Origin of the sequence: Pandoraea sp. B-6 (genome assembly GCF_000282835.1) — a bacterium.
In the GTDB taxonomy this organism is placed as follows: domain Bacteria; phylum Pseudomonadota; class Gammaproteobacteria; order Burkholderiales; family Burkholderiaceae; genus Pandoraea; species Pandoraea cepalis.
In genome coordinates, this window is sequence record NZ_KB290516.1 from 18,134 (window position 1) to 41,329 (window position 23,196).

Consider the following 23,196-nt stretch of genomic DNA (forward strand, 5'->3'; position numbering starts at 1 on the left):
CAATGGGAATTGCAGCAACGTTTTTCCCGCAAGCTGTCCGCGCAAGACATCAGTCGTGCCGTCAGCGGCTGGCAACGCGCGGTGCGCGCGGCGAAGTGCTGGGCGGAAGACGGCGAGGCTCCCTGACGAGGGTGAGCCTCAGCGCAATGCCCGACCGGGCGCGACGTGGCGCCGATCGACGGCGGCGTCGTGTCGCCGATGACGCCAGCTCGCACACCGCTCGCGCGGATGACGGCGGGCCGATTTGGCAGGACTCGCGGGCGCGAGCGATCTGACGCAGGGACTTAGGGCGCAAGGCCCCGTGCGGCGCATTTGCATGATCCCCTCCCTGACGATTTCCCATCGTCTGAACCGAATCGATCATCGGTGCAATCCGTCCGCGCTCGGGGCGCTCCCGGCGAGGGATAGGCATCGGGCGTGCCGGGGCCATGTGGCGTGCATGGCGTGATTCCCGAGGCAGTTGGCCCTGGCGATGAGGCTTCCCCGAGGGCGGACGGCTTGCATCGTTCATGATGCGAGAAGCGTGCCAGTGATAACAACGCCTTGAATCAAAAGGGAACTTGAACGCTCGACGCGAAGCGTATCTCGTCGTTCGATGAAAAACGTTTCAGGAATGAACGGCAAAGCGGGGAGGGCATGCTGAATGTGTCGCGGGTGACGGCAAATTAGGCAATGGACTTGACACCTAATGCCAGCGGGCGTTTGCGCCGTCGGCGGGACACTTATGCATAGGGTTATCAACAGTTGCTGTGGATATCCCGGTCGAGGTGTCCCGGCCGACGCACCGGTGCGGCGTTCGAAGCGATCGAACGACGCGCGTCAGGCGGCAGGCTTCTGGCCGATGGCGAAGGCGATCTCACCCACACCGGCCACGCCGGCGCTGACCTTGTCGCCGGGTTCGAGCGGCCCGACGCCGGCGGGGGTGCCGGTAAAGATCAGGTCGCCCGCGGCGAGCTTCACGCTGCGCGAGATCTCGGCAATCAGATCGGGGACCGACCAGATCAGTTCGTTGAGATCACCGGTCTGGCGGTTCTCGCCGTTCACGTCAAGCCACACGCGGCCTTCCTTCGGATGGCCGACCTCGGCCACGGCGTGCAGCGGGCCGCATGGGGCCGACGCATCGAACGCCTTGCCCCAGTCCCACGGACGGCGCGTGTCCTTGGCTTGCTGTTGCAGGTCGCGACGGGTCAGATCGACGCCAACGCCATATCCCCACACCAGCGAGAGCGCATGATCCGCATCGATGTTTTCGCCATCGGCACCGATGGCGACCACCAGTTCAATCTCGTGGTGCAGTTCGCTCGTGAGCGGCGGGTAGGGCAGCGTGCCGTTGGCGGCCACGACAGCGTCGGCCGGCTTCATGAAAAAGAACGGCGGCTCGCGATCCGGATTGCTGCCCATCTCGCGCGCGTGCGCAGCATAGTTGCGGCCGACGCAGAACACGCGACGCACGGGGAAACGGGCATCGCTGCCCGCCACGGCGACCGACGCCTGGGGCGGCGCCGAAATAACGAATTGGCTCATGAGAAGACTCTCGGCTGATACGAAACAATGACGGAAAAACACAGGCGCCGACACGAGGCGGCGCCTTGCATGCCGTCGCGCCTGACCGCGCGAACGACAGCGCAACAGTATTACTTGGCAAAGACCTGCGACATATCCGCGAACGCTTTGAACTCCAGCGCGTTGCCGGCCGGGTCATAGAAGAACAGCGTCGCTTGCTCGCCCACCTGCCCGGCGAAGCGAATATGCGGCTCGATCACGAAGCGGGTGCCCGCGGCACGCAGGCGATCGGCCAGCGCGTGCCATGCCGGCATGTCAAGGATAACGCCGAAATGCGGGACGGGAACCTCATCGCCGTCGACCGGGTTCGTGATTCGCTTGCCGGCGTCTTCCGGCGCGAGATGGGCCACCAGTTGATGACCGAAGAAGTCGAAGTCGATCCAGTGATCCGAACTGCGGCCTTCGGCACAGCCCATCACGTCGCCGTAGAAGCGGCGGGCCGCATCGAGGTTGTCGACAGGGAACGCGAGATGAAAGAGCGGTGTTGCCATAGGAAACTCCAATGCCATTTGGTGAGAAGCGAGCACCGAATCCGGCGAGCGCTATCGGAAATGCTGTCCTGGGTCATCGGTGGCGTGAACGGCGTCACCGATTTGCGGTAAATTCTATCCATCGATAAAAACAATCCAAAACGAATAATTCGAACGCTCAGGCAGAAAATTTTCGATCCATGATCCGCTATCTGAAAACCTTCGTCACGGCAGCCGAAACCGCTTCGTTCTCGGCGGCGGGGGCGCGACTCGGATTGACCCAGTCGGCCGTGAGTGCGCAGATTCAGCGACTTGAAGACGATCTCGGTGTGCGACTTTTCGAGCGCACCGCCCGCGCCGTGACCTTGTCCGACGATGGCCGTCGATTGCTCGCCCAGGCGCAGGGAGTGATTGCCGGCTATCAGGCGATGCGCGGCGAGGCGGGCGTATACGGGGGGCAGGCGGCGCTCGCGCCGATCCACGTCGGCGCGATCCTCACGGTGCAACTGGGTCTCCTGCCCGGCGCGATGTCGCGCTGGACCGCGCTCGGCGCGATGCCGCATCTGAATATCGTGCCGGGCATGTCCGTGCAGCTGCTCGCGCAACTCGATGCCAAGGAACTCGATCTGGCGGTGATGATCCGCCCGCGTATCGGCGTGCCGGCCGATATGAAATGGCTCACCCTCATGCACGAGCCGTACGTGGCGATCGCGCCCAAAGGCACGGGCGGAACGGTGGCCGACTGGGCGCAAGCCCTACCGTTCGTGCGTTACAACCGGCGCTCGTATGGTGGCGAGCTCGTCGAGCGTTACCTTCGACGTCACCGGCTCTGGGTGCGCGAGGGCGTGGAGCTTGACGAGCCTGAAGTCATCTTGCGCATGGTGCGGGCGCGGCTGGGATGGTCGATCGTGCCTGCGACGCTCATCGGTTTGCCGGTTGGCGCGAACGCGGGGGCGAAGCTTGCCAAGGGCGGCGCAACGGGCGTTCAGGTCCTCGCACTCAGCGGCGCGCCGCTCACGCGCGAGTTGGGGGTGTTGGTGCGTCAGCCAGCGCTTGGCCGCCCACCGGTCGCCACGCTGATGAAGTGTCTTGCGGACGAGGCGCAGTCGCGCGGCTAGGGCGTCGCCTGAACACTGGACGGCTCGACCATCGCTCCGCCCAACGCTTGCCACAATGCGGCCGTGTCCGTCAGGCGAGCCCCTTGCGCGTCGAGTCGCGCGCGTGTGGCGTCGAGCGCCTGACGCTGCACGTCGAGCCAAGCGAGATGACTGATGCCGCCCACCCGATATCGCTCGCTTGCGATCCGGAGCGCGGTTTCCGCTCGCTGGGCCGCGTCGGCACGTGCGGCCAGGGTGTCGGCATCGGAGGCCAGCGCGCGCAGGGCATCGGCGACCTGCACGAGGCCGAGCAGCACGGTGTCCTGATACGACGCCAGTGCGGCGTCGTATGCCGCGATGGCCGAACGCCGTTGCGCCTGCAATGCGCCGCCGCGAAAGAGCGGTTGCAGCAGGTTCATCCCGAGGTTCCAGATATTGATGCCATCGCCCAGATCGGCCAGTCGCATGCGCTGCGTGCCGAAGCTGCCGGAAAGCGTGAACTGGGGGTAGAGGTTCGCGGTGGCGACGCCGACATCGGCACTCGCCTTGTGCAGCAACGCCTCGGCGGCGCGGATATCCGGTCGGCGCCGGGCCAGCGTCGACGGTAGCGAGACGGGAACCGTCTGCGGTAAATGCAGGGTGTCGAGCTCGATGACGGGCGACGCGAACGCGCCAGGCGGCTGACCGGTCAAGCGCGCCAACTGGTGATCGTATTGCGCAATTTGCGTGCGCAACGCGGGCAGCTGGGCTTCGGTCTGGGCGACGAGTGTCGCCTGATTCTCGACGTCGAGCGTCGATACGCCCCCCGCGCGCTCGCGTGAGCGTGTGATATCGAGCTGCGCTCGTTGCGCCGCCACGATACCTTCGAGCGCCGAGAGCTGTGCCCGGGCACTGGCCTGGCGCAGGGCGGCCGTCACCACGTTGCCCGCGAGCGAGAGCCTGGCCGCGTCCAGCGTGAAGTGTTGATAGTCGATCTGAGCGGCGAGCCCTTCCAGCGCGCGGCGATTGGCGCCGAACACGTCGAGCGTGTAGGACACGTCGACGCTGGCGTTATACAAGGTGAACGGCCCGGGACTTGGCAAGCTCGTAATGCCGAACGACGCCGGATCGACCCGTTCGCGCGTGCCGGAGAGCTTCAGATTCGCCGAGGGCAGCGAGCGCGCGCCGTCTTGAGCACGAAAGTCCTCCTGCGCCTGACGCAGCTTCGCCTCGGCCTGACGTAGCGTTGGACTGTCGGTCAGCGCCTGGGCGACGAGGGCGTCCAGTGCGGGCGAGCCGAAGCGGGTCCACCAGGCGGACGGCACGTCCTCGCCGGCGACGAAGGTCTGCGCGGCGCTTTGCGCACCCGCCGCCCCGGCCGTCGTCGACGGTTGTGTGCCCGTGGTGTATTGCGCGACATGCGTAGCGTCGGGGGTGCGCCAGTCCGGTCCGAGCGCGCAGGCGGCAAGCATCGCGCTCAGCCCGAGCGCCAGCCACCGCGACCCGTAGGCGGGGCGGCGGCGATGCGCAAGTTGGGCAAGTCGCATGAGCGCCTCAGTCGAGGGTACGTTTGTAGAACTTCACGGCCACCATCATGAGGATGGCAGAGAAGGCCAGCAGCGGCCACAGATCGTGCCACGCATCGGCCCAGCCGTTGCCCTTGAGCAGAATGCCGCGAATGAGCCGGTTGAAATACGTCAGCGGCAGCAGGTTGCCGATGGCCTGCGCCCACGCGGGCATGCCGCCAAACGGGAACATGAAGCCCGAGAGCAGCATGCTCGGCAGAAAGTAGAACACGGTGAGTTGCATGGCCTGCAACTGGTTCTGTGCAAACGACGATAACGCGATCCCGACGATCAGGTTGGCCGCGATAAACACCAGCGCGGCGAGATAGATCGCGACGACACTGCCTTCGAACGGCACATGAAAGGCGAAGCGCGCGGCGATCAGAATGATGGTCGCCTGAAGCAAGCCAATGGCGACGTACGGCACGATCTTGCCGGTCATGACTTCGATGGGCAATACCGGCGTGGCGAGCAGGTTCTCCATCGTGCCGCGCTCGCGCTCGCGCACGATGGCAATGCCGGTCATCATCGCAAGCGTCATCGTCAGAATCACCCCCATCAGGCCGGGAATGATGTTGTATTGCGTGATGCCCTCCGCGTTATAGAGACGATGCACCTGCACGTCGAACGCCGCCTGCGAGCCGGCCAGATTCGCAAGCGGCCCCGTCAGGTCCTTTTGCGCGACGGACTGGGCGATGGCTGGCAAGGCGCCGAGCGCCGAGGCCATTGCCATTGGATCCGTCGCATCGGCCTCGATGAGCACGGCGGGCCGCTCGCCGCGCAACAGACGGCGAGTGAAATCGGCAGGAATGTTCAGCACGAACTGCGCGCGCCCCTGCGCGAGAGCGGCGCGTCCGGCATCTTCGCTGGTCAACGCCTCGGTAAAGCGAAAGTATCCCGAATGCTCCATCGCGGCCATGAAGCTGCGCGTGAACTCGCTGTCGTCGGCCACGAGCGTCGCGGTCGGCATATGCTTGGGATCGGAGTTGATGGCGAAGCCGAAGAGGGCCAGTTGCACAAGCGGCACACCCACGATCATCGCAAACGTCACGCGGTCGCGGCGCAGTTGCAGGAACTCCTTGCACACGATGCTCCACCACCGGGCGATCGAGAACCCGAGCGGCGCGCTCACGCCTTGTCTCCGAAGTTGTCTTTCGCGTGGCTCATCAGGTAAATGAACACGTCTTCCAGGCTCGTGTCGATGGGCGCGACCCGCAGCCCTCGTTCGCTGGCCAGGTCGTGCAGCAACTTGTCCAGGGCGGTGGCATCCCGCCCGCTCACATGCAGCGTATCGCCAAAGGCGACCGTCTGTGCCACCACGGGTTGTGCGCGCAGCTCGCGCGCCAGATCGATGAGGTTCTCGCCATGCACCCGCCACGTCGACAACTGCTGGCGAGCGGTGACCTCGGCGGCCGTGCCTTGCGCGAGCAGTTCGCCATACGAGATGTAGGCGAGCTTGTGACAGCGCTCGGCCTCGTCCATGTAATGCGTGCTCACGAGAACCGAGATGCCGCGCGAGGCCAACTCGTGCAATTCCTCCCAGAAGTCGCGCCGGGCGGTCGGGTCGACGCCGGCGGTCGGTTCGTCGAGCAGCAGCACCTGCGGCTCGTGCAGCATGCACGCCGCGAGCGCCAGGCGCTGCTTCCAGCCGCCGGAGAGCGACCCGGTCAGTTGCTTTGCGCGGCCCGTCAGGCCGAGCCGCTCGATGGCTCGCTCGACGGCGTCTCGCCGGTTCGGCATGCCATACACGCGCGCCACGAAGTCGAGGTTCTCGCGAATGGTCAGGTCTTCCCAGTACGAGAAGCGTTGCGTCATGTAGCCCACGTGACGCTTGATCTGCGCGCTCTCGCGCACGATATCGAAACCGAGGCACGTGCCGCTGCCCGAGTCGGGGGTGAGCAAGCCGCACATCATGCGAATGCAGGTTGTCTTGCCGCTGCCGTTCGGCCCGAGAAAACCGAAGATTTCGCCGCGCTGCACTTGCAGCGACACATCCTTGACAACGTGCTTGTCGCCGAAGCGTTTGTTCAGACCCTTCACATCGATCGCGAGACGGCCCTCGTCGGCCGAGGGGGCGACAATCTCACGCGGGCGCGCATCGCGGCCGTTCATGGGCGCGTCACCTGCACCGGTTGCCCGGGATTGAGTTTGACGGCGTCTGCCGCGGCGGGATGTGCTTCGATCATGTAGACGAGCTTGTCGCGCGTGTCGTTGCTGTAGATGACGGGCGGCGTGTACTCGGCCTGATGGGCGACGTACGTGATGCGGGCGGGTACGCCTGCGCCGCATCCGTCGCAGGCGATGTGCACGGTCTGCCCCGCGCTCAGGGTACCCAAGGCGGTCTCCGGCACGAAGAAGCGCACCTTGATGTTGCCCGGCGGCAGCAGACGCACGACGGGACTGCCCGCCGCGACCCATTCGCCGATGCGGTACATCGTGTCGTACACGCGCCCGGCGGCGCTCGCGACGGCATGCTTCTGCGCGAGTTGCCAGTCGGCCTGCGCAAGCGCCGCGCGTGCCACATCGACCTGAGCGGCCTGCGACTGCCGCTGCGCGTCGCGGCCCGGCAGTCGCGCGACCGCCAGACTGCTCTGCAACTCCTGCACGCGGGCGCTGCTGCTGCGGGCGTCGGCGCGGCTGGCGTCGAGCTGTTCGCGAGCAATTCCGCCGGCGGCGTATTGCGCCTGATCGCGGTCGAACTGCGCAAGCGACTTGTCGCGCACGGCGATGGCTTGCTTGAGTTGGGCGGCAGCGACGGCGATCTCGTCGGGGCGCTTGCCGGTTTCGAGATCGCGCAACTGGGCCTCGGCGCTGGCGAGCGTCTCGCGCGCGTGGGCCTGTGCGGCCAGTTCATAAGTGGCGTCGAGATCGAAGAGGGCCTCTCCCGCCTTGACCTCCTGGCCGCGGGTCACCGACAGCGTAGTCAGGGTGCCGGCCTGCGACGAGGCGACATAGACGAATTCGCCCTCCACATAGCCTTGCCACGGCCGGGCGGAGTGGTCGCCGCAGCCAGCCAGCGCGGCCATGGCGGCAAGGGTGATCGCGTTAGTGCACATGCGGGGGCTTGCCGGCATGACGCGCCTCGTGCGTTGCGGTTGTTCGCTGCCACCTTAGCGCAAAAGGGGGGCAACGGGCAATCCGTCGCCATGCGCGGGCAGGGACTCTCTGCTATTGTGCGCACATGTCCGGCGGCGCACGGGGCGCGCGAACCTTAACAGCGCAGCGCACCGGACCTCATGCAAGGAGCTTGATTGATATGTCTCACGACACGTTCGACGAAAACGACTGGAAGCGATTCCTGAAACACATCGGCGAAGACCCGAGCCGCCCCGGTCTACACGAAACGCCGTCGCGCGTTCAAAAGGCCTGGCGTCAATGGACGTCCGGTTACGGCCAGGATCCGGCCGAAGTGCTCAAGGTCTTCGAAGACGGCGCCGAGCAATACAACGAACTGATCGTCGTACGAGGGATTCCCGTCTACAGCCATTGCGAGCACCATCTTGCCCCGTTCTTCGGCAAGGCGACCATCGGCTACCTGCCCAACGGCAAGATCGTCGGATTGTCGAAGCTCACGCGTCTGGTCGACTGTTTTGCGCGCCGCCTGCAAGTGCAGGAGCGCCTGACCACGCAGATCGCCGAAGCGCTGATGACGCATCTGCAACCGAAGGCAGTCGGCGTGGTGGTGTCGTGTCGTCACATGTGCATGGAAAGCCGGGGTATTCGCACGGCCGGGGAAGAGACTGTGACGTCGGCGATGCTCGGTGAGTTGCAGCCGAACCTGGCGTTGCGCACGGAGTTTCTCGCGCTCGCTCGCGACAAATAGTCGCAGGAAGGCGTACCCACGAAAAGCGCTGGCGGGGATGTCCCGCCAGCGCTTTTTTTGCTGTGCGACGGCGAGCGCTTACCGGCCGTACCGCGCCACGACGGTCGAGCCGTTCAACGTGTGACCGGCCAGCGCAGCAGTCAGACCGTTGGCGTCGAGCCCCGGCGGCAGACGGCCCGGTTCCAGATCGGTGGCCGTCACCGTAATGATGTAGTGATGCGGCGAATCGCCGACCGGCGGACACGCGCCGCGATAGGCCATTGCGCCGCTGACGTTCTTGCCCAGCGTGACGTGCTCGTTCGTTTCATTGCCCGCCCCGGCCGCGAGCGACGAGACGGTCGCCGGAATGTTGTAGGCGAGCCAATGCACCACGCCGCCGCCTTTCGCGCCGTCCGGGTCCTTCATCGTGATGACCACGCTGCGCGTGGCTTGCGGCAGATGCTGCCACGCGAGCGGCGGGCTCACATTCTTGCCCCCGCACTCGCCCAGCCCGGCGTGGATCGCCGGCAGCATGCCGCCGTCGGCGAACGCGCTCGACGACACGCTCATGCCTTCGGCACAGGCCACCCCCGCGCCGGTGCCGAGCATCACGGCCACGGCTGCCGCGCCGGCGATTCGCAACGATTGCTTTCCCGTAGCGGATGAAAGTCGATTCATAAGCACGCCTCCTATTTGGCAGATGCAATGATGAGCTTGAATGGTAGTGCAAGCAGGGCGGTGCCGGCCACACCGGCGCACCAGAGCGCGACAAACCATCCCCAGCCAATCAACCGCACCCGCCAGGCGGGGTGGGCGACGGCTCGCTCGCGCCGCTGGCGCACGGCGGGCCGCACGAGGTCAGTGATAGTGCGCATCGTGAGCCACCTTGCCGCGAAATACCCAGTAGGCCAGCATCGTATAGCCGAGGATCACCGGAATAATGAAGGCCGCGCCCCATAGCGTGAACGACAGACTCGAGTGCGGGGCGGCGGCGTCCCACAGCGTGATGCCTGGGAGAATCGCGTACGGATACGCGCTGATCAGCAGCCCGCTGTACCCCAGAAACACGAGTCCGATGGCGAGCCAGAAGGGCGTGGCATCGTGCGAGCGGCGCAGCACGCGGCGCATGACGAGCGTGGCGCCCGCCACGAGGAACGGCACGGGCAGGCAGCGCCAGAACCACTGGTCGGCGAACCAGCGATCTGCCACGAGCGGCACGCGCAGCGGTGTCCACAGCGACACGACGGCCATCGTGGCCACGAGCCCGAGCGTCAGCGGCCAGGCGAGCACACGCAAGCGTCGCTGCAGATCGCCCTCGGTCTTGCCGATCAGCCAGCAGGCGCCGAGCAGCGCGTACGTCACGACCAGGCCCAGCCCGGTGAACAGGTTGAAGGCGGTGACCCAGGCGAAGGCGTCGCCCGCGAACTGGCCGTTCTCCACCGGAATGCCCGACAGATACGCGCCGAGCGAGACGCCCTGAAAGAACGTTGCGCCGGCCGAGCCACCGATGAATGCGAGATCCCACCACGGCCGGGTGCGCTGCGACTTGCCGCGAATCTCGAACGCCACGCCGCGGAAGATCAGGCACACGAGCATGAGCACGAGCGGCAGATACAGCGCCGAGAGGAGTACCGAATACACCATTGGGAACGCGGCGAGCAATCCGGCGCCCCCGAGTACGAGCCATGTTTCGTTGCCGTCCCAGACGGGGGCGACGGAGTGCATCATCGTGTCGCGTTCGCGCGCGTCGGGGAAGAACGGGAAAAGAATGCCGATGCCGAGGTCGAAGCCGTCGAGCACCACGTAGAGAAACAGGCCGAGCGCGATGATGGCGGCCCACGCCAAAGTCAGATCCATGAGAAGTCTCGGTAACGTCGAAGTCGTGATAGGGCGCCGATCAGGTGGCGTGCGCGCCGTCGGTGTCCATTCGTCCGGATAGCCCGGACAGGGCGGGGGCGGTTTGCGCCGCGAGGTGGCCGCGAGGCGACGTGTGATCGCTGCCGGACGCCGCCGACGGCTCGCCGGGCAACACCGGACCGACGCGCAGCCACTTGAGCAGGTAATAGATGCCCGTGCCGAACACGAGGCAGTAGGTGAGCACGAGCACCAGCAGCGAGACCTGCACCTGTTGGGCGCTCACCGGCGACACGGCGTGCGCGGTGCGCATCACCCCGTAGACGACCCACGGCTGGCGTCCGGCTTCGGTGGTGACCCAACCCGCCAGCAACGCAACGAAGCCGGTCGGCGATAGGACGAGCATGGCGCGGGCGAAGCGGCGCGACGTGAAGAGCGTGCCGCGACGGCGCAGCCACACGGCGGCTAGCGCAGCGGCGATCATGGCGAGGCCGAGACCGACCATGATGCGAAAACTCCAGAACACCAGCGGCACGTTGGGGCGTTCGTCCTTCGGGAATTCCTTCAGACCACGAATCTCGCCGTCCCAGCGATGCGTGAGGATGAGGCTGCCCAGGTGCGGTACTTCAAGCGCATAACGCGTGGTCTCGGCGGCCATGTCGGGCCAGCCGAACAGGTTGAGCGGCGTGCCGCCGGTCTTCGTCTCCCAAAGCCCTTCGATGGCGGCGAGCTTGGCCGGTTGGTATTCACGCGTGTTCAGGCCATGAAGATCGCCGACGACGGCCTGCAACGGGGCGAAGATCAGCAGCAGCCACATGGCCATGGAAAACATGGTCTTGACGGCCGGGTCGCGGCGCCCGCGCAGCAAGTGCCATGCACCGGTGCCCGCCACGACCAGCGCGGCCACGACGAACGCCGCGATGCTCATATGCGCCAGCCGATACGGGAAGGACGGGTTGAAGATGACGTCCCACCACGACAGCACGACCACGCGGCCGTCGACGATCTCGACACCCTGCGGCGTTTGCATCCAGCTATTCGACGCGAGAATCCAGAACGTCGAAATCAACGTGCCGACGGCCACGCACAAGGTCGCGGCGAAGTGCGCACGCTCGCTGACGCGGTTCCAACCGAACAGCATGATGCCGAGAAAGCCCGCTTCGAGGAAGAACGCGGTCATCACCTCGTAAGTGAGCAGCGGCCCGGTGACCGCGCCGGCGAAACTCGAAAAGCCCGACCAGTTGGTGCCGAACTGATAGGCCATCACCACGCCGGAGACGACGCCCATGCCGAAGCACACCGCGAAGGCCTTCGACCAGAAGCGACACAGATCGAGATAGTGCGGCTGACGTGTTTTGAGCCAGAGACCTTCCAGCACGGCGATGAAGCTCGCCAGACCAATGGAGACGGCGGGAAATACGATGTGAAACGAGACCGTGAACGCGAATTGCAGGCGCGCGAGGTCGACAGCTTCTGGAGCGGCAGTCATGTCGTGATCAATGTAGGCAAACCAACCCTGTCTATAGGGCGACCCTCACTGCCGACCGCCCCTTGTTTGCCTGCATGGTAGGACGTGCTGCACCGCAGCACGCGTGACAAGACGTCACATGCGGCGCATTGACGCGGCATCAATTGCCACGTCGATTTGCGCTAGTGGTCTGTTTTTGTGGGGATTCGCGTCCTCGCCGGGTGCGACCTCATGTCACACGCAGGCGGGCGCTACGCGAGCAATCCGGCGCCGATATTGATCGACAGGCCGAGCACGGCGAGATTGAAGAAGAACGAGAGAACGGCCTGCGCGAGCGCGGTGCGTCGCATGCGGCGCGATGTCAGCGCGATGTCTGCGGTTTGCGAGGCGACGGCGATGGTGAACGAGAAATACAGGAAATCCCAGTAATCCGGATCGCAGTCGCGCTCGGGCCAGGCCAGCGCGAAGGGCGACTCCGTATCCGTGAAGTACAACCGCGCGTAATGCAGCGTGTAGATCGTCGGCACGAGGAACCATCCGGCGATGAGCGTGGCGGCCGCGAACAGCACATGCTCCGAGGCCTGATGCGGGGCGCCGGTCTTGGCGCTCGCCAGCACGTGGATGATGGCGGCCACACTGGCGATGGCCGACAGGCTGACCACGGTGAGCACGATGGCCGCGCTCTGGTCTTCCTGCTCGGCAAAGCGCTCGATGCTGCGCTTGGGGGCGGTGACCATCATGAGCCAGATCATCGCGAGATAGGACCAGGCGCCTGTGTTCCAGCCGATCAATATGCGCGTTATCGTGCTGAACTCCCCGCTCACGAAGACCTGGACGAAGAGTCCGGCAAGCACGCCGAGAGCGATGGCGATGAGCAGTCGCGGATGGAAGCGAAGCAGATGCGGGAAAAGCTTGGCGTTCATGAGCAATGTCTGGACGGTGGCGATGGGCGGTTCGATTATCCACCAACCCGGTCATTCGCCGGTCGTGGGCGGAAATGCGGCCTGCTCGGCAGGCGGGCGGCACAGTTGTGGTGCGCCGCCGCATCGCGATGCGGCATCGTGCCCGTTGCGGTGTCACCGGGGGCGTCGCGCGCACAACGCCGCGCGGCCGATTGCGCGATTTTTCTGATGACCTCGACATCCTGCCTCGCCTTGTCCTGCGGGGCTCTGCCCAGTCTCGAGCCTATTCTGGCAAGCACATGGCACGCCATTTGCTAAGCAGTAGGCAAGGCCAACGACGGCCGAGAGAAGACAAGCGAATTTTCTGCACCGCACGCATGACTTCCGCGCGAGCGCGGACTTCGGGGCAACGGCGTCCCGAAGCCATAGGCCTGTTCACAGGCATACGGCTTCGGGGCGCTTTTTTTTTTGGCATACGAACACGAGGGTATCCATGAGCACGCTCACGCAATCGTTGAAAAGTGGCAACTGGCGCGCGCTGGTTGCGTGTTTTCTCTACTTCGACACGGGTTTCACCGTCTGGGTGATGCTCGGCCCTCTGGCGCCGTTCATCAGCAAGGACATCGCGATGACGCCCGCACAAACGGGCTTTCTCGTGGCGGTGCCGGTGCTGGGCGCGGCGATTCTGCGCGTCACGCTGGGCAACCTGTATCAGGCCTACGACGGTCGCAAGATCGCGTTGATGGGCATCACCTTGTCGGCGATTCCGTCGGTCGTGCTGCTGCTGATGCCGGGTGCGCCGTCGTACACGCTGCTGCTTGTACTCGGTGTGCTCCTCGGCATCGGCGGCGCGAGCTTCGCCGTGGCGTTGCCGATGGCAGGCAGCAACTATCCGCCGAAGGTGCAGGGGCTGGTGTTGGGTCTCGCCGCGGCGGGCAACATTGGCGCGGTGCTCGATGGCTTCATGTTCCCGGGACTGGCCGAGCACTACGGCTGGGCACGAGCGGCCGGTGCCGCCCTGCCGTTGCTCGCGCTTGCTGCGCTGGCGCTGGTGTTCTGGGCAAAGGATCAGGGTGTGAAGTCGGGCAGCGCGCCGCGCGCGTTCACGAGCTTCTTCATTACCGTGTTCGGTCTAATCGCGCTCGTGTTGTGCGTGCATGCCGGCGCATTCGGCGAAGGCAAGGCCGGTGTGTTGCTGCTGCCGGTGCTGGGCGCGTTGCTGGCGATTGCCGTGTTGCCGCGTCACTATCGCGGCGTGCTCGGCGAACGGGACACGTGGGTCATCATGCTGGTCTACAGCATCACGTTCGGTGGTTTTGTCGGCATGTCGTCGTATGTGACCACGCTGCTCATCTCGCTGTACAGCATGCCGCGCATCGAGGCGGGGCTGTTCATGTCGCTGCTCGCGTTCCTCGGTGCGCTGGTGCGTCCCATCGGCGGAATGGTGGCCGACCGAATCTCTGGCGTGCGCGCGCTGGTGCTGCTGCTCGCGGCGATTTCGGTCATCGATTTTGTCTTTGCCGCGTGGATGCCCCCGCAAGGTGCCGGTGTCGCTCTGCTCGTGCTGATCTACCTGTGCTTCGGTCTCGGTAACGGCGCCACGTTCCAGCTCGTGCCGCAACGCTGGCAAGGCAAGACGGGGCTGATGTCGGGCATCATCGGCGCGGCCGGTGGCATTGGCGGCTTCTACCTGCCGGTCATCATGGGCATGGCCAAGGAATCGACGGGCAGTTACCAGATGGGCTTCGCCACGTTCGGCGCACTGGCGGCGCTGGCGTTCTTGCTGGTCGTCGCCCTGCGCACGCGCTGGATGTCGTGGGCACTGCCCGCGGAGATGGTCGGTGGCGCGGTCCTCGCAGGCGGCGTGGCGCACGTCGAGTAAGCGAAACGCGTCCGCGCACTCGCGGCCCGTCGATGCTTCGGCACGACGGGCCGTTTGGCTTTCTGGCGCAGCTTCGCGCTCGATGTCTCAATCCAGACCGGCCGGCGCGTTTCCCCATCCATCGGCGCCTGTAGCCCAATGGCACCGTGGCTGTGCGCCAGAAGCATCACACGTCACACGCCCTGGCGGAACAGCCCGTTGAGCGTGGCGCCGCTGGTGGCGCCGTCGAACCCGTCGAAGCGCCCTTGGGCGAGCGCCTGCGCGGCGTGCATGAAGCCTCCCCATGCCGCGCGAGCCAGTGCACCGCCCACGCTTACGCGCCGCACGCCAAGTTCGGCAAGCGCCTGCAATGTCATCGGCGACGTCGCGCCAATCAGCACGTTCACCGGTTTGGGCGCCACGGCCGTGACGACGGCCCGGATTTGCTCGACCGATTGAATGCCCGGTGCGTAGAGGCAGTCGGCACCTGCCTCTGCATAGGCTTGAAGGCGTGCAATGGCGTCGTCGAGATCGGGCACGCCCGCGAAGAAATTCTCTGCACGACCGATGAGGAGGGTGTCGCCGCCCGTCTCGTCGATCGCTCGGCGCGCGGCTTTCATGCGCGCGACGGCTTCGTCGAGCGGGAAGAGCGGCGCGTTGACGTCGCCCGTCGAGTCTTCGATCGACAAGCCGGCGACGCCTGTTGCCACGGCCATCTTGACGCTGTGCGCGACTTCGTCCGGCGTGCTGCCGAAGCCGCTTTCGAAGTCGGCATTGACGGGCAGATCGGTGGCGTCGACGAGCGTGCGCAAATGCGCGAGTACGGTGTCGCGTGTCACGCCATTGTCGGGTTGCCCGGTCGACCAGGCGAAGCCCGAGCTGGTCGAGGCAATCGCCTTGAAGCCCGCGTGTTCGAGATACCTCGCGCTGCCTGCGTCCCAGGGGTTCGGGATGACAAAGCAACCGGCGAGGTGGAGTTCGCGAAACGCGACGCGTTTTTCGGCGGTGCTACGTGGCATGGTGTGTCTCCTGTAGGGGGGGGGGGCGCAGCTCCGCTCACGCCGCGCACGCAAGCCCGATCATCGCGGTTTTGCACCGGCCTCGCAAGGCAGCCCCGAGGCGATCCAAGGCGTAATATCGACCGTCAGATGTTTTTATCTCGTACACCCGCGCGCAGCGTGTAATCCCGTGTAACACGTTTTTCGAGGGAACTTCAGGAATAAGCGCGATTCCATTGGCGTTATGTAATCATCCTCTTCTGTATTTTCAGGATCACCGACGTGAATTCTCAGCCCCCCTCCGCGACGTCCGTGTCTGCCCCCCCGAGCGGCGTGGCCTTGCACGACGACGCCAAGTACACCCGTGTGGCGATGGTGTTGCACTGGGCGGTCGCCTTGCTGATGCTCGGCAACATCGCGATCGGCCAGACGATTGCCTTGCTGTCCGACGCCACGCTCGAAAAAATCGACGTGCGCTTCTGGATCGATCTGCACAAGTCCATCGGAATTACCGTGCTGGGGCTCGCGATTCTGCGCGTGCTGTGGCGCGCGACACATCGTCCGCCCGCGCTCTCGCACGTGTTTGCATCATGGGAGCGCACGGCGGCGCATCTCGCGCATTGGCTGCTTTATGTCTTGATCGTCGTGCTGCCGCTCACGGGCTGGGCGCACGATTCGGCGTGGGTCGCCGCCTCGACCCATCCGCTGGTGCTGTTCGGCATCGTGCCGTTCCCGCGCATGGGTTTTCTGATGGCGTTGAGCGATGCGAGCAAGGACTACTGGCACACCTTGCTGGGTAACGTCCATACCTACTGTGCTTATGTCTTGTACGTGCTGCTGGCGTTGCACATTGGCGGGGCGCTCAAGCATCAGTGGATCGACCGCCACCCGGTGCTTGGCCGGATGCTGCCGTGAGCGCGGAAACAACGGGGAAGGCGTCGCGGCTCGAAGTGGCCCGCGAGCTTCACTCACCGCGCTTCACGCGACCGCCGACGCCGCTGGCGAGTTGGCTGGTGCATACGGGCGTGGCAGCGCTGTGGTGTCTGTTGTTCGCGCAGGCATTCTTTCTCAAGGGCGTGTTCGCGTGGGGCACCGGGGTCGCCTATGTCGCGTACGACACGGTGCTGCTGGCATTCGTATTCTGGCAAGCGTGGCGTCTGATGCGCCCCGACCCCGACGAGACTTCCTCTGACGCAGGTCATGAAGGCGCCGCCGTTCGATTGACGCTCGGCGTGGTGGTCGCGGCGCACAACGAGGCGGCGGCGTTGCCGGTCACGTTGCGCGCGCTGATGACGGGGCGACGGGTCCCGGACGCCATTGTCATCGCCGACGACGGCTCGCGCGATGGCACGTTCGCATTGCTCACGGGCGAGTATGGGCTCATCGACCCCGGCGAAGGCGGGCTGAGCGCACCGAGTGCGCGCTACCCGAATCTGCAATGGCTGCGCGTGCCGCACGGGGGCAAGGCGCGTGCGCTCAACGCGGCGCTCGTGGATATCGATACGGACATCGTGATGACGGTCGACGCCGACACGTTGCTCGACGCCGAGGCGTGCGCCGCGATGCACGCCGCGTTCGCGCGTCGACCCGGGCTCGTGGCCGCGACTGGCGTGCTCACGCCGGTGTGCGGCCGCACGGCGAGCGCGCGCGTGTTACAGCTTTTCCAGACGTACGAGTACATCCGAAACTTCATCTCGCGTTATGCCTGGATGCACGCCGACGGCCTGCTGCTGATTTCGGGCGCGTTCGCGTGTTTCCGGCGCGAGGCGGTACTGGCCGTTGGCGGATTCGATCCGGCTTGTCTTGTCGAGGACTACGAACTGATCCATCGCCTGCGTCGCTATTCGGTCACGCATGGGCTTGGATGGGAGGTGCGCGTGGTGGGCGGTGCGCAAGCGATCACCGATGCGCCGAGCACGCTCACGAGCTTCCTGCGTCAGCGTCGCCGCTGGTTTGCGGGGTTTCTCCAGACGCAATACTGGTATCGCGATATGGTCGGCAACGGCCGCTATGGCAATCTCGGACGCTGGATGTTGCCGGTAAAGGCATTCGATACGCTTCAGCCGATCTACGGGCTCACCGCGTTCGCGCTGCTCGTCTCGTTCGCCTTCGACGGTCATGTCGGCGTGCTGCTGCCGGTCTCGGGCATCATTCTCGGCAAGATCGGCATCGATCTCGGCTTTCATCTCTGGTCGGTGCATGCGTACCGCCGCTGGACCGGACACAACACCGGTACGAGCTTCGGATGGGCGCTTGTCGCGGCAGTATTGGAGCCGTTTTCGTTCCAACTGATGCGACACACGGGCGCCGCGCTGGGCTGGGGGCACTTCCTGACCGGACGCCAGCGTTGGGGCGTTCAGGTGCGACGCGGTATCCTGTCGGGCGAGCGCGGGACGGGGGTGTCCCGCGAGGAATGATTTTCCGGCAGTGTTTTCTTCAAATGATTCGATTTTCAACGGGGTGGGTGATGGGATGCGCGCTCAGCGGCCTGTTGAGCGTGGCCGGGTGTAGTGTCCCCGAGCGCAAGCCGTCCGGTCCCGACTACGCTGCACTGGGGGGCGCGGCCGAGGTGCGCGGCGACTGGGACGGCGCACGCCGGGCCTTCGGGCAGGCGGTGCTTGTGGCTGACCAGTCGGGCTGGCCGGCGTCGCATCGCGCGGCCATGCACTTCGACTATGGCCGGGCGCTGGGGGTGACCTGCTACTACCCCGAAGCCGAACGCGAGCTGAGCCTTGCGTACGATCTCGATATCCTCACCGGGCACTACCGGTATCCGGCGTTGATCGAGTTGGCGCGACTGTCGCTGGTTCAGCGGCAGTACGCAGCGTCGGTGAAGTACTTCAGCCGGGCGCTGGACGCGCTCGATCGCATGGAGCTGGCCCGCAAGGTGCCGTTCGCTTACGCCGAGGTGCTCGACGACTACGCGCTGGCCCTGGGGGGCGCGGGCGACGCAGACGCCGCCACACACATCATCGATCGCGCCTCGAAAGTGCGCGCCGGCCTGGACGAGGCCGTGCGTGCGCAGGCGACATCGCGCACCCCATACGGTCAGCACTGCGGGCAACTGGCGGCGGGGGCAAGATGAACCCGATGCGCGTTTCCCTGGAAAGCGCGGGCGACTTTGACGACATCATTGACGTTCGCACACCGCTCGAATTTGCCGACGACCACATTCCCGGGGCGATCAACGCGCCGGTGCTCAGCAATGAGGAGCGCGTCATCGTCGGTACGATGTACAAGCAGGTATCGCCGTTCGATGCTTCGCGCGTGGGGGCCGCCATGGTGGCGCGCAACATCGCTGCCCATCTCGATACGACGTTCGCCGACAGGCCGCGCAATTGGCGGCCGCTCATCTATTGTTGGCGGGGCGGCAAGCGATCGGAGTCGATGACTCTCATCATGAACATGATCGGCTGGCGTGCGCGCCAGCTCGACGGCGGGTACAAGGCGTACCGGCGCGACGTTGTGGCGTCGCTCGGCACGCTGCCCTCGACGCTCGATTACATCGTGCTGGCCGGGCACACGGGCAGCGGCAAGACCCGTCTGCTGCACGCGCTGGCCGGCGTGGGTGCCCAAACGCTCGATCTCGAGGCGCTGGCGAAGCATCGCGGGTCACTGCTTGGCGCAATGCCGGGCGTCGCGCAGCCGTCGCAAAAGGCGTTCGATACCTCGCTGATCGGCGCGTTACGCGGGCTCGATCCGACGCGGCCGGTGTTCGTCGAAGCGGAGAGCCGCCGGATCGGACTGATTACGCTGCCCGATTCGTTGATGTCGTCGCTGCGCGGGGCCACGATGTGTGTCGAGGTTCGCGTGGCGCTCGACGCGCGGGTCGACCTGTTGATGCAGGAGTACGGCCATTTGCTGGCGCGGCCGGAAGACTTTCGCACGCAGCTTCTCCGGCTGGTACCGCTGCATGGACGGGCGGTCATCGACCAATGGCTGACGTTGCTCGACGAGGGGCGGCAACGCGAACTCTCGGAGGTGCTCATTACCCGGCACTACGATCCGGCGTATTCGCGAAGCTCGCGCAAGATGTTGCAGGGGGTGCGCAACGCCCTCCCGTTTCCGTTTCAGCCGACGGCGCAAGATCTGGGCGCGCAGGCGCGGGCATTGCTTACGCAGTGCGGGATGGCTTGACCCCATCGTTCGCGGCTGGCTCGACGTCGCTCATTCGACTTCGCCGCTGTCGGTGTCGCCGATCTGCGCGTCTCGCTCATGAGACATGGCGGCCGCGGCGAGTGCCGTCGCGGTGGCTGGGGCTGCGTCCTTGCGCTCGCTATACCGGTCCGTGAGGTATTCGGTGCGATCCCTGACCAGAAGGGTGAACTTGTACAGTTCTTCCATCACGTCGACGACCCGATCATAGTAGGACGATGGCTTCATGCGGCCCGTCGTATCGAATTCCTGATAAGCCTTGGCAACCGAGGACTGGTTAGGGATCGTCACCATGCGCATCCACCGGCCGAGTATGCGCAGCGCGTTGACCGCGTTGAAGGATTGCGAGCCGCCGCAGACCTGCATCACGGCGAGCGTGCGCCCCTGAGTTGGCCGAAGGCTGCCGATCTCCAGCGGCAGCCAGTCGATCTGGTTCTTGAAGACGGCGCTTAGCGTGCCATGGCGCTCCGGGCTGCACCATACCTGGCCTTCCGACCACGCCGAGAGCTTGCGAAGTTCGACGACCTTCGGATGATCGGCCGGCACGCTATCGGCCAAGGGCAACCCCTTGGGATCGAAGATGCGCGTTTCGGCCCCGAAGTGCTGCAGCAGGCGCTCGGCTTCCTGCACCAGCAACCGGCTGTACGACGTCTCACGCAACGAACCGTAGAGCAACAGGATGCGGGGAGGGTGGGGGCTGACGCTTCGGGGCTCGAGTTTGCGGAGATCCGGCAGGTCGAGCACCGCGCTACTGACGTTGGGCAGCGTGGCGCTCATTTCACTCGCCGTCCGCTGGCGTCGACAACGGCCTCGCCATCCTCTTTCGTGAAGGCCCCCTTTTGCGGCGAGGGCAGGATATCGAGCACGACTTCAGAGGGGCGGCACAGCCGCACGCCCAGCGGCGTGACGACGAACGGGCGGTTGATCAGGATCGGGTGCGCGAGCATGGCGTCGAGAAGCTGGTCGTCTGTGAGGGCCGGATCGGCGAGGCCCAGTTCTGCATAGGGCGTGCCATTCTCCCGGAGCGCTTCGCGCACGGTGAGTCCGGCGTCGCGAATCAGGCTTTGCAGTACCTCGCGCGTCGGAGGGGCACTCAGGTATTCGATGACCGTGGGTTCGATGTCTGCGTTGCGGATGAGCGCCAACGTATTGCGCGACGTGCCACAGGCCGGGTTGTGATAGATGGTGACGGACATGACGCTTCCTTATTTCGATTCGTACCAGTGCCGCGAGCGATTGACGACCCCGACCACGAGCAGCATCACGGGCACCTCGATCAGCACGCCGACGACCGTGGCGAGTGCTGCGCCCGACTGAAAGCCGAAGAGGCTGATGGCGGTGGCGACCGCCAGCTCGAAGAAGTTGCTGGCGCCTATCAGTGCTGACGGACCGGCGACGCAGTGCGCCACACCGAGCTTGCGGTTGAGCAAGTACGCCAGACCTGAGTTGAGCAGCACCTGAATGAGGATCGGGACGGCCAGCAGCAGGATGATCAGCGGTTGCTCGACGATGGCATTGCCCTGGAACCCGAAGAGCAGCACGAGCGTGGCGAGCAGCGCCGTGATGGCGTAGGGTCCCAATGCCCCGACAACACGTTGATACGTCGCTTCTCCTTGGGCCAGCAGGGCGCGTCGGATGGCTTGTGCGATCACGACCGGGGCGACGATGTAAAGCGCGACCGAAGTGATGAGCGTATCCCAGGGGACGGAAATCGAGGACAACCCGAGCAGCAGGCCGACGACCGGGGCGAAGGCCACGACCATGATGGTGTCGTTGAGGGCTACTTGAGAGAGCGTGAAGTAGGGATCGCCCTTGCAGAGCTGGGACCAGACAAAGACCATGGCGGTGCAGGGCGCGGCGGCCAGAAGGATCAGGCCGGCAAGGTAGCTGTCGAGTTGGTCGGCGGGCAGCCACGCGGCAAACACATGGCGCACGAAGATCCACCCCAGCAGCGCCATCGAGAATGGCTTGACGAGCCAGTTCACGAACAGCGTGACGCCGATGCCTCGCCAATGGCCGGCGACCTGGCCCATCGCGCTGAAGTCGATCTTGATCAGCATCGGGATGATCATCACCCAGATGAGCAGCCCCACGGGTAGGTTGACCTGCGCGACTTCCATACCGCCGATGGCGTGGAAAAGGCCGGGTAGCCATTGACCGAGCAAGATGCCCGCGATGATGCATAGCGCGACCCAGGCGGTCAGATACCGCTCGAAGAAGCTGATGCTCGGGGGTTGCAGCGCGGGCGCGGCTTTGGGTGAGGCACTCATTGGCTGGACTCCGCAACGACGTTGCAGAACGAGGCGGGCGTGCAGGGGACACCGCCGCAGCAGTTCTGCGTGAGGTAGCCGAGCAGCGCGTTCATGGTTTCAAAGTGCGCCATGTAGATGATCGAGCGACCCTCCTGGCGGCTGGCGAGCAGCTTGGCGCGATGCAGTTCCTTGAGGTGGAACGACAGCGACGAGGCGGGCATGTCCAAGAGTTCCGCGATGCGCCCGGCGGGCAGGCCCTCGGGGCCGGCCTGCATCAGAAGGCGGAACACCGCCAGACGAACGGCGTGGGCAAGCGCGGCAAGCGCTTCGAGCGCGGTATTGGTTTCCATATTTCGAATGTAGTGGAAATATGGAATTATTGCAAATTGTTGTCGCGATCCGATGTTGGGCGAGTAAGCGCGAGCGTTGGGAGCGTCTCAATCGCCGAACGCTTCGATCATGCGCTGTTTCGTGAACTCGACGAAGGCCTTCGCGAGTTGCGAGGGCGGGTGCTGGTTCGACGTGACCAGCGAGAAGCCCGACAAGACCGATGGCTCGAACGGCTTGACGATGACGCGTCCCGCCGCGTACCGGGCCGTCACCTGGTCGATGATCGACACGCCCGCGCCGTGCTGCACAAGCACGCAAATCGCCGCGGACAGTTGCGACTCCGCGCTCATCACCCGATCGATCCGTCGCTCGGCAAAGATCTGGTCGATATACATCCGCCCATCGAACTCCTTCGGGTACGACACGAACGATTCGCCGCGCAAATCCTCAGGATGGATCACGTCGCGATCCGCGAGTCGATGTCCGTGCGGCAGGATGCAACGCATGGGGGCGCGGTGCAGCGTTTCAATGTTCACGCCGGCATGCGTGATCGGGTGCGCGATGAACCCGACATCGCAACGCCGCCCGACCACCATATCGATAACGATGCTCGACGCGTGAATCAGCAACGTCGTGCTGATGCCCGGATGCTCGCGCATGAACTCCGTCATCGTGGTGGGCAGGAACTCCAGCGCGAGCGCGGGAGCGCCAGCGACATGCAGCGAACCGCGCCGCAGCGACTTGATCTGCTCGGCCGTCTGCGCAATGCGATCGATGCCCGCAAACGAACGCTCAACCTCCTCGAACAGCACCATCGCTTCGGGCGTCGGGTTCAGTCGGCCGTTGCTCCGGTCGAATAAGGAAAACCCTATATCCGCCTCGAGATCGTTGATCAGACGT

General features: G+C 65.1%; 25 protein-coding genes. 8 read left to right on the forward strand and 17 right to left on the reverse strand.

Annotated elements, in window-relative coordinates; all coding sequences use genetic code 11:
• Positions 1 to 126, forward strand: a 126-nt coding sequence (locus A985_RS29150; RefSeq protein ID WP_039830178.1) for a hypothetical protein, incomplete at its 5' end; no start/stop codon positions are given.
• Positions 127 to 819: 693 nt separating this feature from the next.
• Here A985_RS29150 and A985_RS0110655 read toward each other — a convergent pair.
• Positions 820 to 1,524, reverse strand: a complete 705-nt coding sequence (locus A985_RS0110655; RefSeq protein WP_017233390.1) for a fumarylacetoacetate hydrolase family protein — start codon at positions 1,522 to 1,524, stop codon at positions 820 to 822.
• A 110-nt stretch (positions 1,525 to 1,634) separates the two neighbouring features.
• A complete protein-coding gene (locus A985_RS0110660; RefSeq protein WP_017233391.1) occupies positions 1,635 to 2,054 on the reverse strand; it encodes a VOC family protein in 420 nt (139 codons plus the stop codon).
• Positions 2,055 to 2,233: 179 nt separating this feature from the next.
• Here A985_RS0110660 and A985_RS25035 point away from each other — a divergent pair, with 179 nt between their 5' ends.
• Positions 2,234 to 3,151 (forward strand): LysR family transcriptional regulator, encoded by a 918-nt coding sequence (locus A985_RS25035; protein ID WP_017233392.1) that lies wholly within the window; start codon positions 2,234 to 2,236, stop codon positions 3,149 to 3,151.
• Here the strand turns inward: A985_RS25035 and A985_RS0110670 are convergent.
• Genes A985_RS0110670 through A985_RS0110685 form a run of 4 tightly spaced genes read right to left on the reverse strand, consistent with a single transcriptional unit; the run spans position 3,148 to position 7,748 of the window.
• Positions 3,148 to 4,656, reverse strand: coding sequence for an efflux transporter outer membrane subunit (locus A985_RS0110670; RefSeq protein WP_017233393.1), 1,509 nt, complete (start codon positions 4,654 to 4,656; stop codon positions 3,148 to 3,150). The two genes, A985_RS25035 and A985_RS0110670, sit on opposite strands and share 4 nt — an antisense overlap.
• 7 nt (positions 4,657 to 4,663) lie before the next feature.
• Positions 4,664 to 5,806: an ABC transporter permease gene (locus A985_RS0110675; RefSeq protein WP_017233394.1), complete on the reverse strand. Its 1,143-nt coding sequence runs from the start codon at positions 5,804 to 5,806 to the stop codon at positions 4,664 to 4,666.
• Entirely contained in the window at positions 5,803 to 6,786 is a 984-nt protein-coding gene (locus tag A985_RS0110680) for an ABC transporter ATP-binding protein (protein ID WP_017233395.1), read from the reverse strand. The genes A985_RS0110675 and A985_RS0110680 overlap by 4 nt, the downstream gene beginning before the upstream one ends.
• The gene (locus A985_RS0110685) at positions 6,783 to 7,748 is read right to left on the reverse strand and encodes an HlyD family secretion protein (RefSeq protein WP_051060134.1); all 966 of its coding nucleotides are present in this window, start codon (positions 7,746 to 7,748) and stop codon (positions 6,783 to 6,785) included. Before A985_RS0110685 ends, A985_RS0110680 begins: the two co-directional genes overlap by 4 nt.
• Before the next feature lie 182 nt (positions 7,749 to 7,930).
• Between A985_RS0110685 and folE the strand changes: the two genes are divergently transcribed.
• Positions 7,931 to 8,497 carry a GTP cyclohydrolase I FolE gene (gene folE, locus A985_RS0110690; RefSeq protein WP_017233397.1) on the forward strand — a complete coding sequence of 189 codons (567 nt, stop codon included), beginning with the start codon at positions 7,931 to 7,933 and terminating at the stop codon, positions 8,495 to 8,497.
• Between the two features lie 78 nt (positions 8,498 to 8,575).
• Here the strand turns inward: folE and A985_RS0110695 are convergent, their stop codons facing one another.
• From A985_RS0110695 to A985_RS0110710, 5 genes are all read right to left on the reverse strand, one after another.
• The gene (locus A985_RS0110695; RefSeq protein WP_051060136.1) at positions 8,576 to 9,154 is read right to left on the reverse strand and encodes a YbhB/YbcL family Raf kinase inhibitor-like protein; all 579 of its coding nucleotides are present in this window, start codon (positions 9,152 to 9,154) and stop codon (positions 8,576 to 8,578) included.
• Positions 9,155 to 9,165: 11 nt separating this feature from the next.
• Positions 9,166 to 9,351 (reverse strand): hypothetical protein, encoded by a 186-nt coding sequence (locus tag A985_RS28155; RefSeq protein ID WP_157211419.1) that lies wholly within the window; start codon positions 9,349 to 9,351, stop codon positions 9,166 to 9,168.
• Positions 9,335 to 10,333, reverse strand: a complete 999-nt coding sequence (gene cydB, locus A985_RS0110700) for a cytochrome d ubiquinol oxidase subunit II (protein ID WP_017233399.1) — start codon at positions 10,331 to 10,333, stop codon at positions 9,335 to 9,337. Before cydB ends, A985_RS28155 begins: the two co-directional genes overlap by 17 nt.
• Positions 10,334 to 10,373: 40 nt before the next feature.
• Positions 10,374 to 11,819 (reverse strand): cytochrome ubiquinol oxidase subunit I, encoded by a 1,446-nt coding sequence (locus A985_RS0110705; protein WP_017233400.1) that lies wholly within the window; start codon positions 11,817 to 11,819, stop codon positions 10,374 to 10,376.
• Between the two features lie 230 nt (positions 11,820 to 12,049).
• Positions 12,050 to 12,721, reverse strand: a complete 672-nt coding sequence (locus tag A985_RS0110710) for a DUF1345 domain-containing protein (protein ID WP_017233401.1) — start codon at positions 12,719 to 12,721, stop codon at positions 12,050 to 12,052.
• 472 nt (positions 12,722 to 13,193) lie between these two features.
• Between A985_RS0110710 and A985_RS0110715 the strand changes: the two genes are divergently transcribed.
• Positions 13,194 to 14,582, forward strand: a complete 1,389-nt coding sequence (locus A985_RS0110715) for an MFS transporter (protein WP_017233402.1) — start codon at positions 13,194 to 13,196, stop codon at positions 14,580 to 14,582.
• A gap of 173 nt (positions 14,583 to 14,755) precedes the next feature.
• Here A985_RS0110715 and A985_RS0110720 read toward each other — a convergent pair whose 3' ends face one another.
• A complete protein-coding gene (locus tag A985_RS0110720; RefSeq protein WP_017233403.1) occupies positions 14,756 to 15,580 on the reverse strand; it encodes an oxaloacetate decarboxylase in 825 nt (274 codons plus the stop codon).
• A 351-nt stretch (positions 15,581 to 15,931) separates the two neighbouring features.
• Between A985_RS0110720 and A985_RS0110725 the strand changes: the two genes are divergently transcribed.
• From A985_RS0110725 to mnmH, 4 genes are read left to right on the forward strand one after another with little or no spacing between them, the layout of a single operon-like run.
• Positions 15,932 to 16,474, forward strand: coding sequence for a cytochrome b (locus A985_RS0110725; RefSeq protein WP_157211427.1), 543 nt, complete (start codon positions 15,932 to 15,934; stop codon positions 16,472 to 16,474).
• Entirely contained in the window at positions 16,471 to 17,976 is a 1,506-nt protein-coding gene (locus A985_RS0110730; RefSeq protein WP_017233405.1) for a glycosyltransferase family 2 protein, read from the forward strand. Before A985_RS0110725 ends, A985_RS0110730 begins: the two co-directional genes overlap by 4 nt.
• Before the next feature lie 23 nt (positions 17,977 to 17,999).
• Positions 18,000 to 18,644 (forward strand): lipopolysaccharide assembly protein LapB, encoded by a 645-nt coding sequence (locus tag A985_RS0110735; RefSeq protein ID WP_017233406.1) that lies wholly within the window; start codon positions 18,000 to 18,002, stop codon positions 18,642 to 18,644.
• Entirely contained in the window at positions 18,641 to 19,696 is a 1,056-nt protein-coding gene (mnmH, locus tag A985_RS0110740) for a tRNA 2-selenouridine(34) synthase MnmH (protein WP_017233407.1), read from the forward strand. Before A985_RS0110735 ends, mnmH begins: the two co-directional genes overlap by 4 nt.
• A gap of 30 nt (positions 19,697 to 19,726) precedes the next feature.
• Here the strand turns inward: mnmH and arsH are convergent, their stop codons facing one another.
• The 5 genes from arsH to A985_RS25040 all read right to left on the reverse strand — a co-directional run.
• Positions 19,727 to 20,491 carry an arsenical resistance protein ArsH gene (gene arsH, locus A985_RS0110745; RefSeq protein ID WP_017233408.1) on the reverse strand — a complete coding sequence of 255 codons (765 nt, stop codon included), beginning with the start codon at positions 20,489 to 20,491 and terminating at the stop codon, positions 19,727 to 19,729.
• The gene (gene arsC / locus A985_RS0110750) at positions 20,488 to 20,910 is read right to left on the reverse strand and encodes an arsenate reductase (glutaredoxin) (RefSeq protein ID WP_017233409.1); all 423 of its coding nucleotides are present in this window, start codon (positions 20,908 to 20,910) and stop codon (positions 20,488 to 20,490) included. The genes arsH and arsC overlap by 4 nt, the downstream gene beginning before the upstream one ends.
• A gap of 9 nt (positions 20,911 to 20,919) precedes the next feature.
• Positions 20,920 to 21,984 carry an ACR3 family arsenite efflux transporter gene (gene arsB, locus A985_RS0110755; protein ID WP_017233410.1) on the reverse strand — a complete coding sequence of 355 codons (1,065 nt, stop codon included), beginning with the start codon at positions 21,982 to 21,984 and terminating at the stop codon, positions 20,920 to 20,922.
• Positions 21,981 to 22,316 carry a helix-turn-helix transcriptional regulator gene (locus tag A985_RS0110760; protein WP_017233411.1) on the reverse strand — a complete coding sequence of 112 codons (336 nt, stop codon included), beginning with the start codon at positions 22,314 to 22,316 and terminating at the stop codon, positions 21,981 to 21,983. Before A985_RS0110760 ends, arsB begins: the two co-directional genes overlap by 4 nt.
• Positions 22,317 to 22,403: 87 nt before the next feature.
• Positions 22,404 to 23,196 (reverse strand): LysR substrate-binding domain-containing protein (locus A985_RS25040; RefSeq protein WP_232424588.1); only part of this gene is annotated, 793 nt, incomplete at its 5' end.

Excerpts from the sequence above, each read along its gene's own strand:
- A985_RS0110655 (WP_017233390.1), bottom strand. The coding sequence starts at position 1,524 with ATGAGCCAATTCGTTATTTCGGCGCCGCCCCAGGCGTCGGTCGCCGTG.
- A985_RS0110660 (WP_017233391.1), bottom strand. The coding sequence starts at position 2,054 with ATGGCAACACCGCTCTTTCATCTCGCGTTCCCTGTCGACAACCTCGAT.
- A985_RS25035 (WP_017233392.1), top strand. The coding sequence starts at position 2,234 with ATGATCCGCTATCTGAAAACCTTCGTCACGGCAGCCGAAACCGCTTCG.
- A985_RS0110670 (WP_017233393.1), bottom strand. The coding sequence starts at position 4,656 with ATGCGACTTGCCCAACTTGCGCATCGCCGCCGCCCCGCCTACGGGTCG.
- A985_RS0110680 (WP_017233395.1), bottom strand. The coding sequence starts at position 6,786 with ATGAACGGCCGCGATGCGCGCCCGCGTGAGATTGTCGCCCCCTCGGCC.
- A985_RS0110685 (WP_051060134.1), bottom strand. The coding sequence starts at position 7,748 with ATGCCGGCAAGCCCCCGCATGTGCACTAACGCGATCACCCTTGCCGCC.
- folE (WP_017233397.1), top strand. The coding sequence starts at position 7,931 with ATGTCTCACGACACGTTCGACGAAAACGACTGGAAGCGATTCCTGAAA.
- A985_RS0110695 (WP_051060136.1), bottom strand. The coding sequence starts at position 9,154 with ATGAATCGACTTTCATCCGCTACGGGAAAGCAATCGTTGCGAATCGCC.
- A985_RS28155 (WP_157211419.1), bottom strand. The coding sequence starts at position 9,351 with ATGCGCACTATCACTGACCTCGTGCGGCCCGCCGTGCGCCAGCGGCGC.
- cydB (WP_017233399.1), bottom strand. The coding sequence starts at position 10,333 with ATGGATCTGACTTTGGCGTGGGCCGCCATCATCGCGCTCGGCCTGTTT.
- A985_RS0110705 (WP_017233400.1), bottom strand. The coding sequence starts at position 11,819 with ATGACTGCCGCTCCAGAAGCTGTCGACCTCGCGCGCCTGCAATTCGCG.
- A985_RS0110710 (WP_017233401.1), bottom strand. The coding sequence starts at position 12,721 with ATGAACGCCAAGCTTTTCCCGCATCTGCTTCGCTTCCATCCGCGACTG.
- A985_RS0110715 (WP_017233402.1), top strand. The coding sequence starts at position 13,194 with ATGAGCACGCTCACGCAATCGTTGAAAAGTGGCAACTGGCGCGCGCTG.
- A985_RS0110720 (WP_017233403.1), bottom strand. The coding sequence starts at position 15,580 with ATGCCACGTAGCACCGCCGAAAAACGCGTCGCGTTTCGCGAACTCCAC.
- A985_RS0110725 (WP_157211427.1), top strand. The coding sequence starts at position 15,932 with ATGGTGTTGCACTGGGCGGTCGCCTTGCTGATGCTCGGCAACATCGCG.
- A985_RS0110735 (WP_017233406.1), top strand. The coding sequence starts at position 18,000 with ATGATTCGATTTTCAACGGGGTGGGTGATGGGATGCGCGCTCAGCGGC.
- mnmH (WP_017233407.1), top strand. The coding sequence starts at position 18,641 with ATGAACCCGATGCGCGTTTCCCTGGAAAGCGCGGGCGACTTTGACGAC.
- arsH (WP_017233408.1), bottom strand. The coding sequence starts at position 20,491 with ATGAGCGCCACGCTGCCCAACGTCAGTAGCGCGGTGCTCGACCTGCCG.
- arsC (WP_017233409.1), bottom strand. The coding sequence starts at position 20,910 with ATGTCCGTCACCATCTATCACAACCCGGCCTGTGGCACGTCGCGCAAT.
- arsB (WP_017233410.1), bottom strand. The coding sequence starts at position 21,984 with ATGAGTGCCTCACCCAAAGCCGCGCCCGCGCTGCAACCCCCGAGCATC.
- A985_RS0110760 (WP_017233411.1), bottom strand. The coding sequence starts at position 22,316 with ATGGAAACCAATACCGCGCTCGAAGCGCTTGCCGCGCTTGCCCACGCC.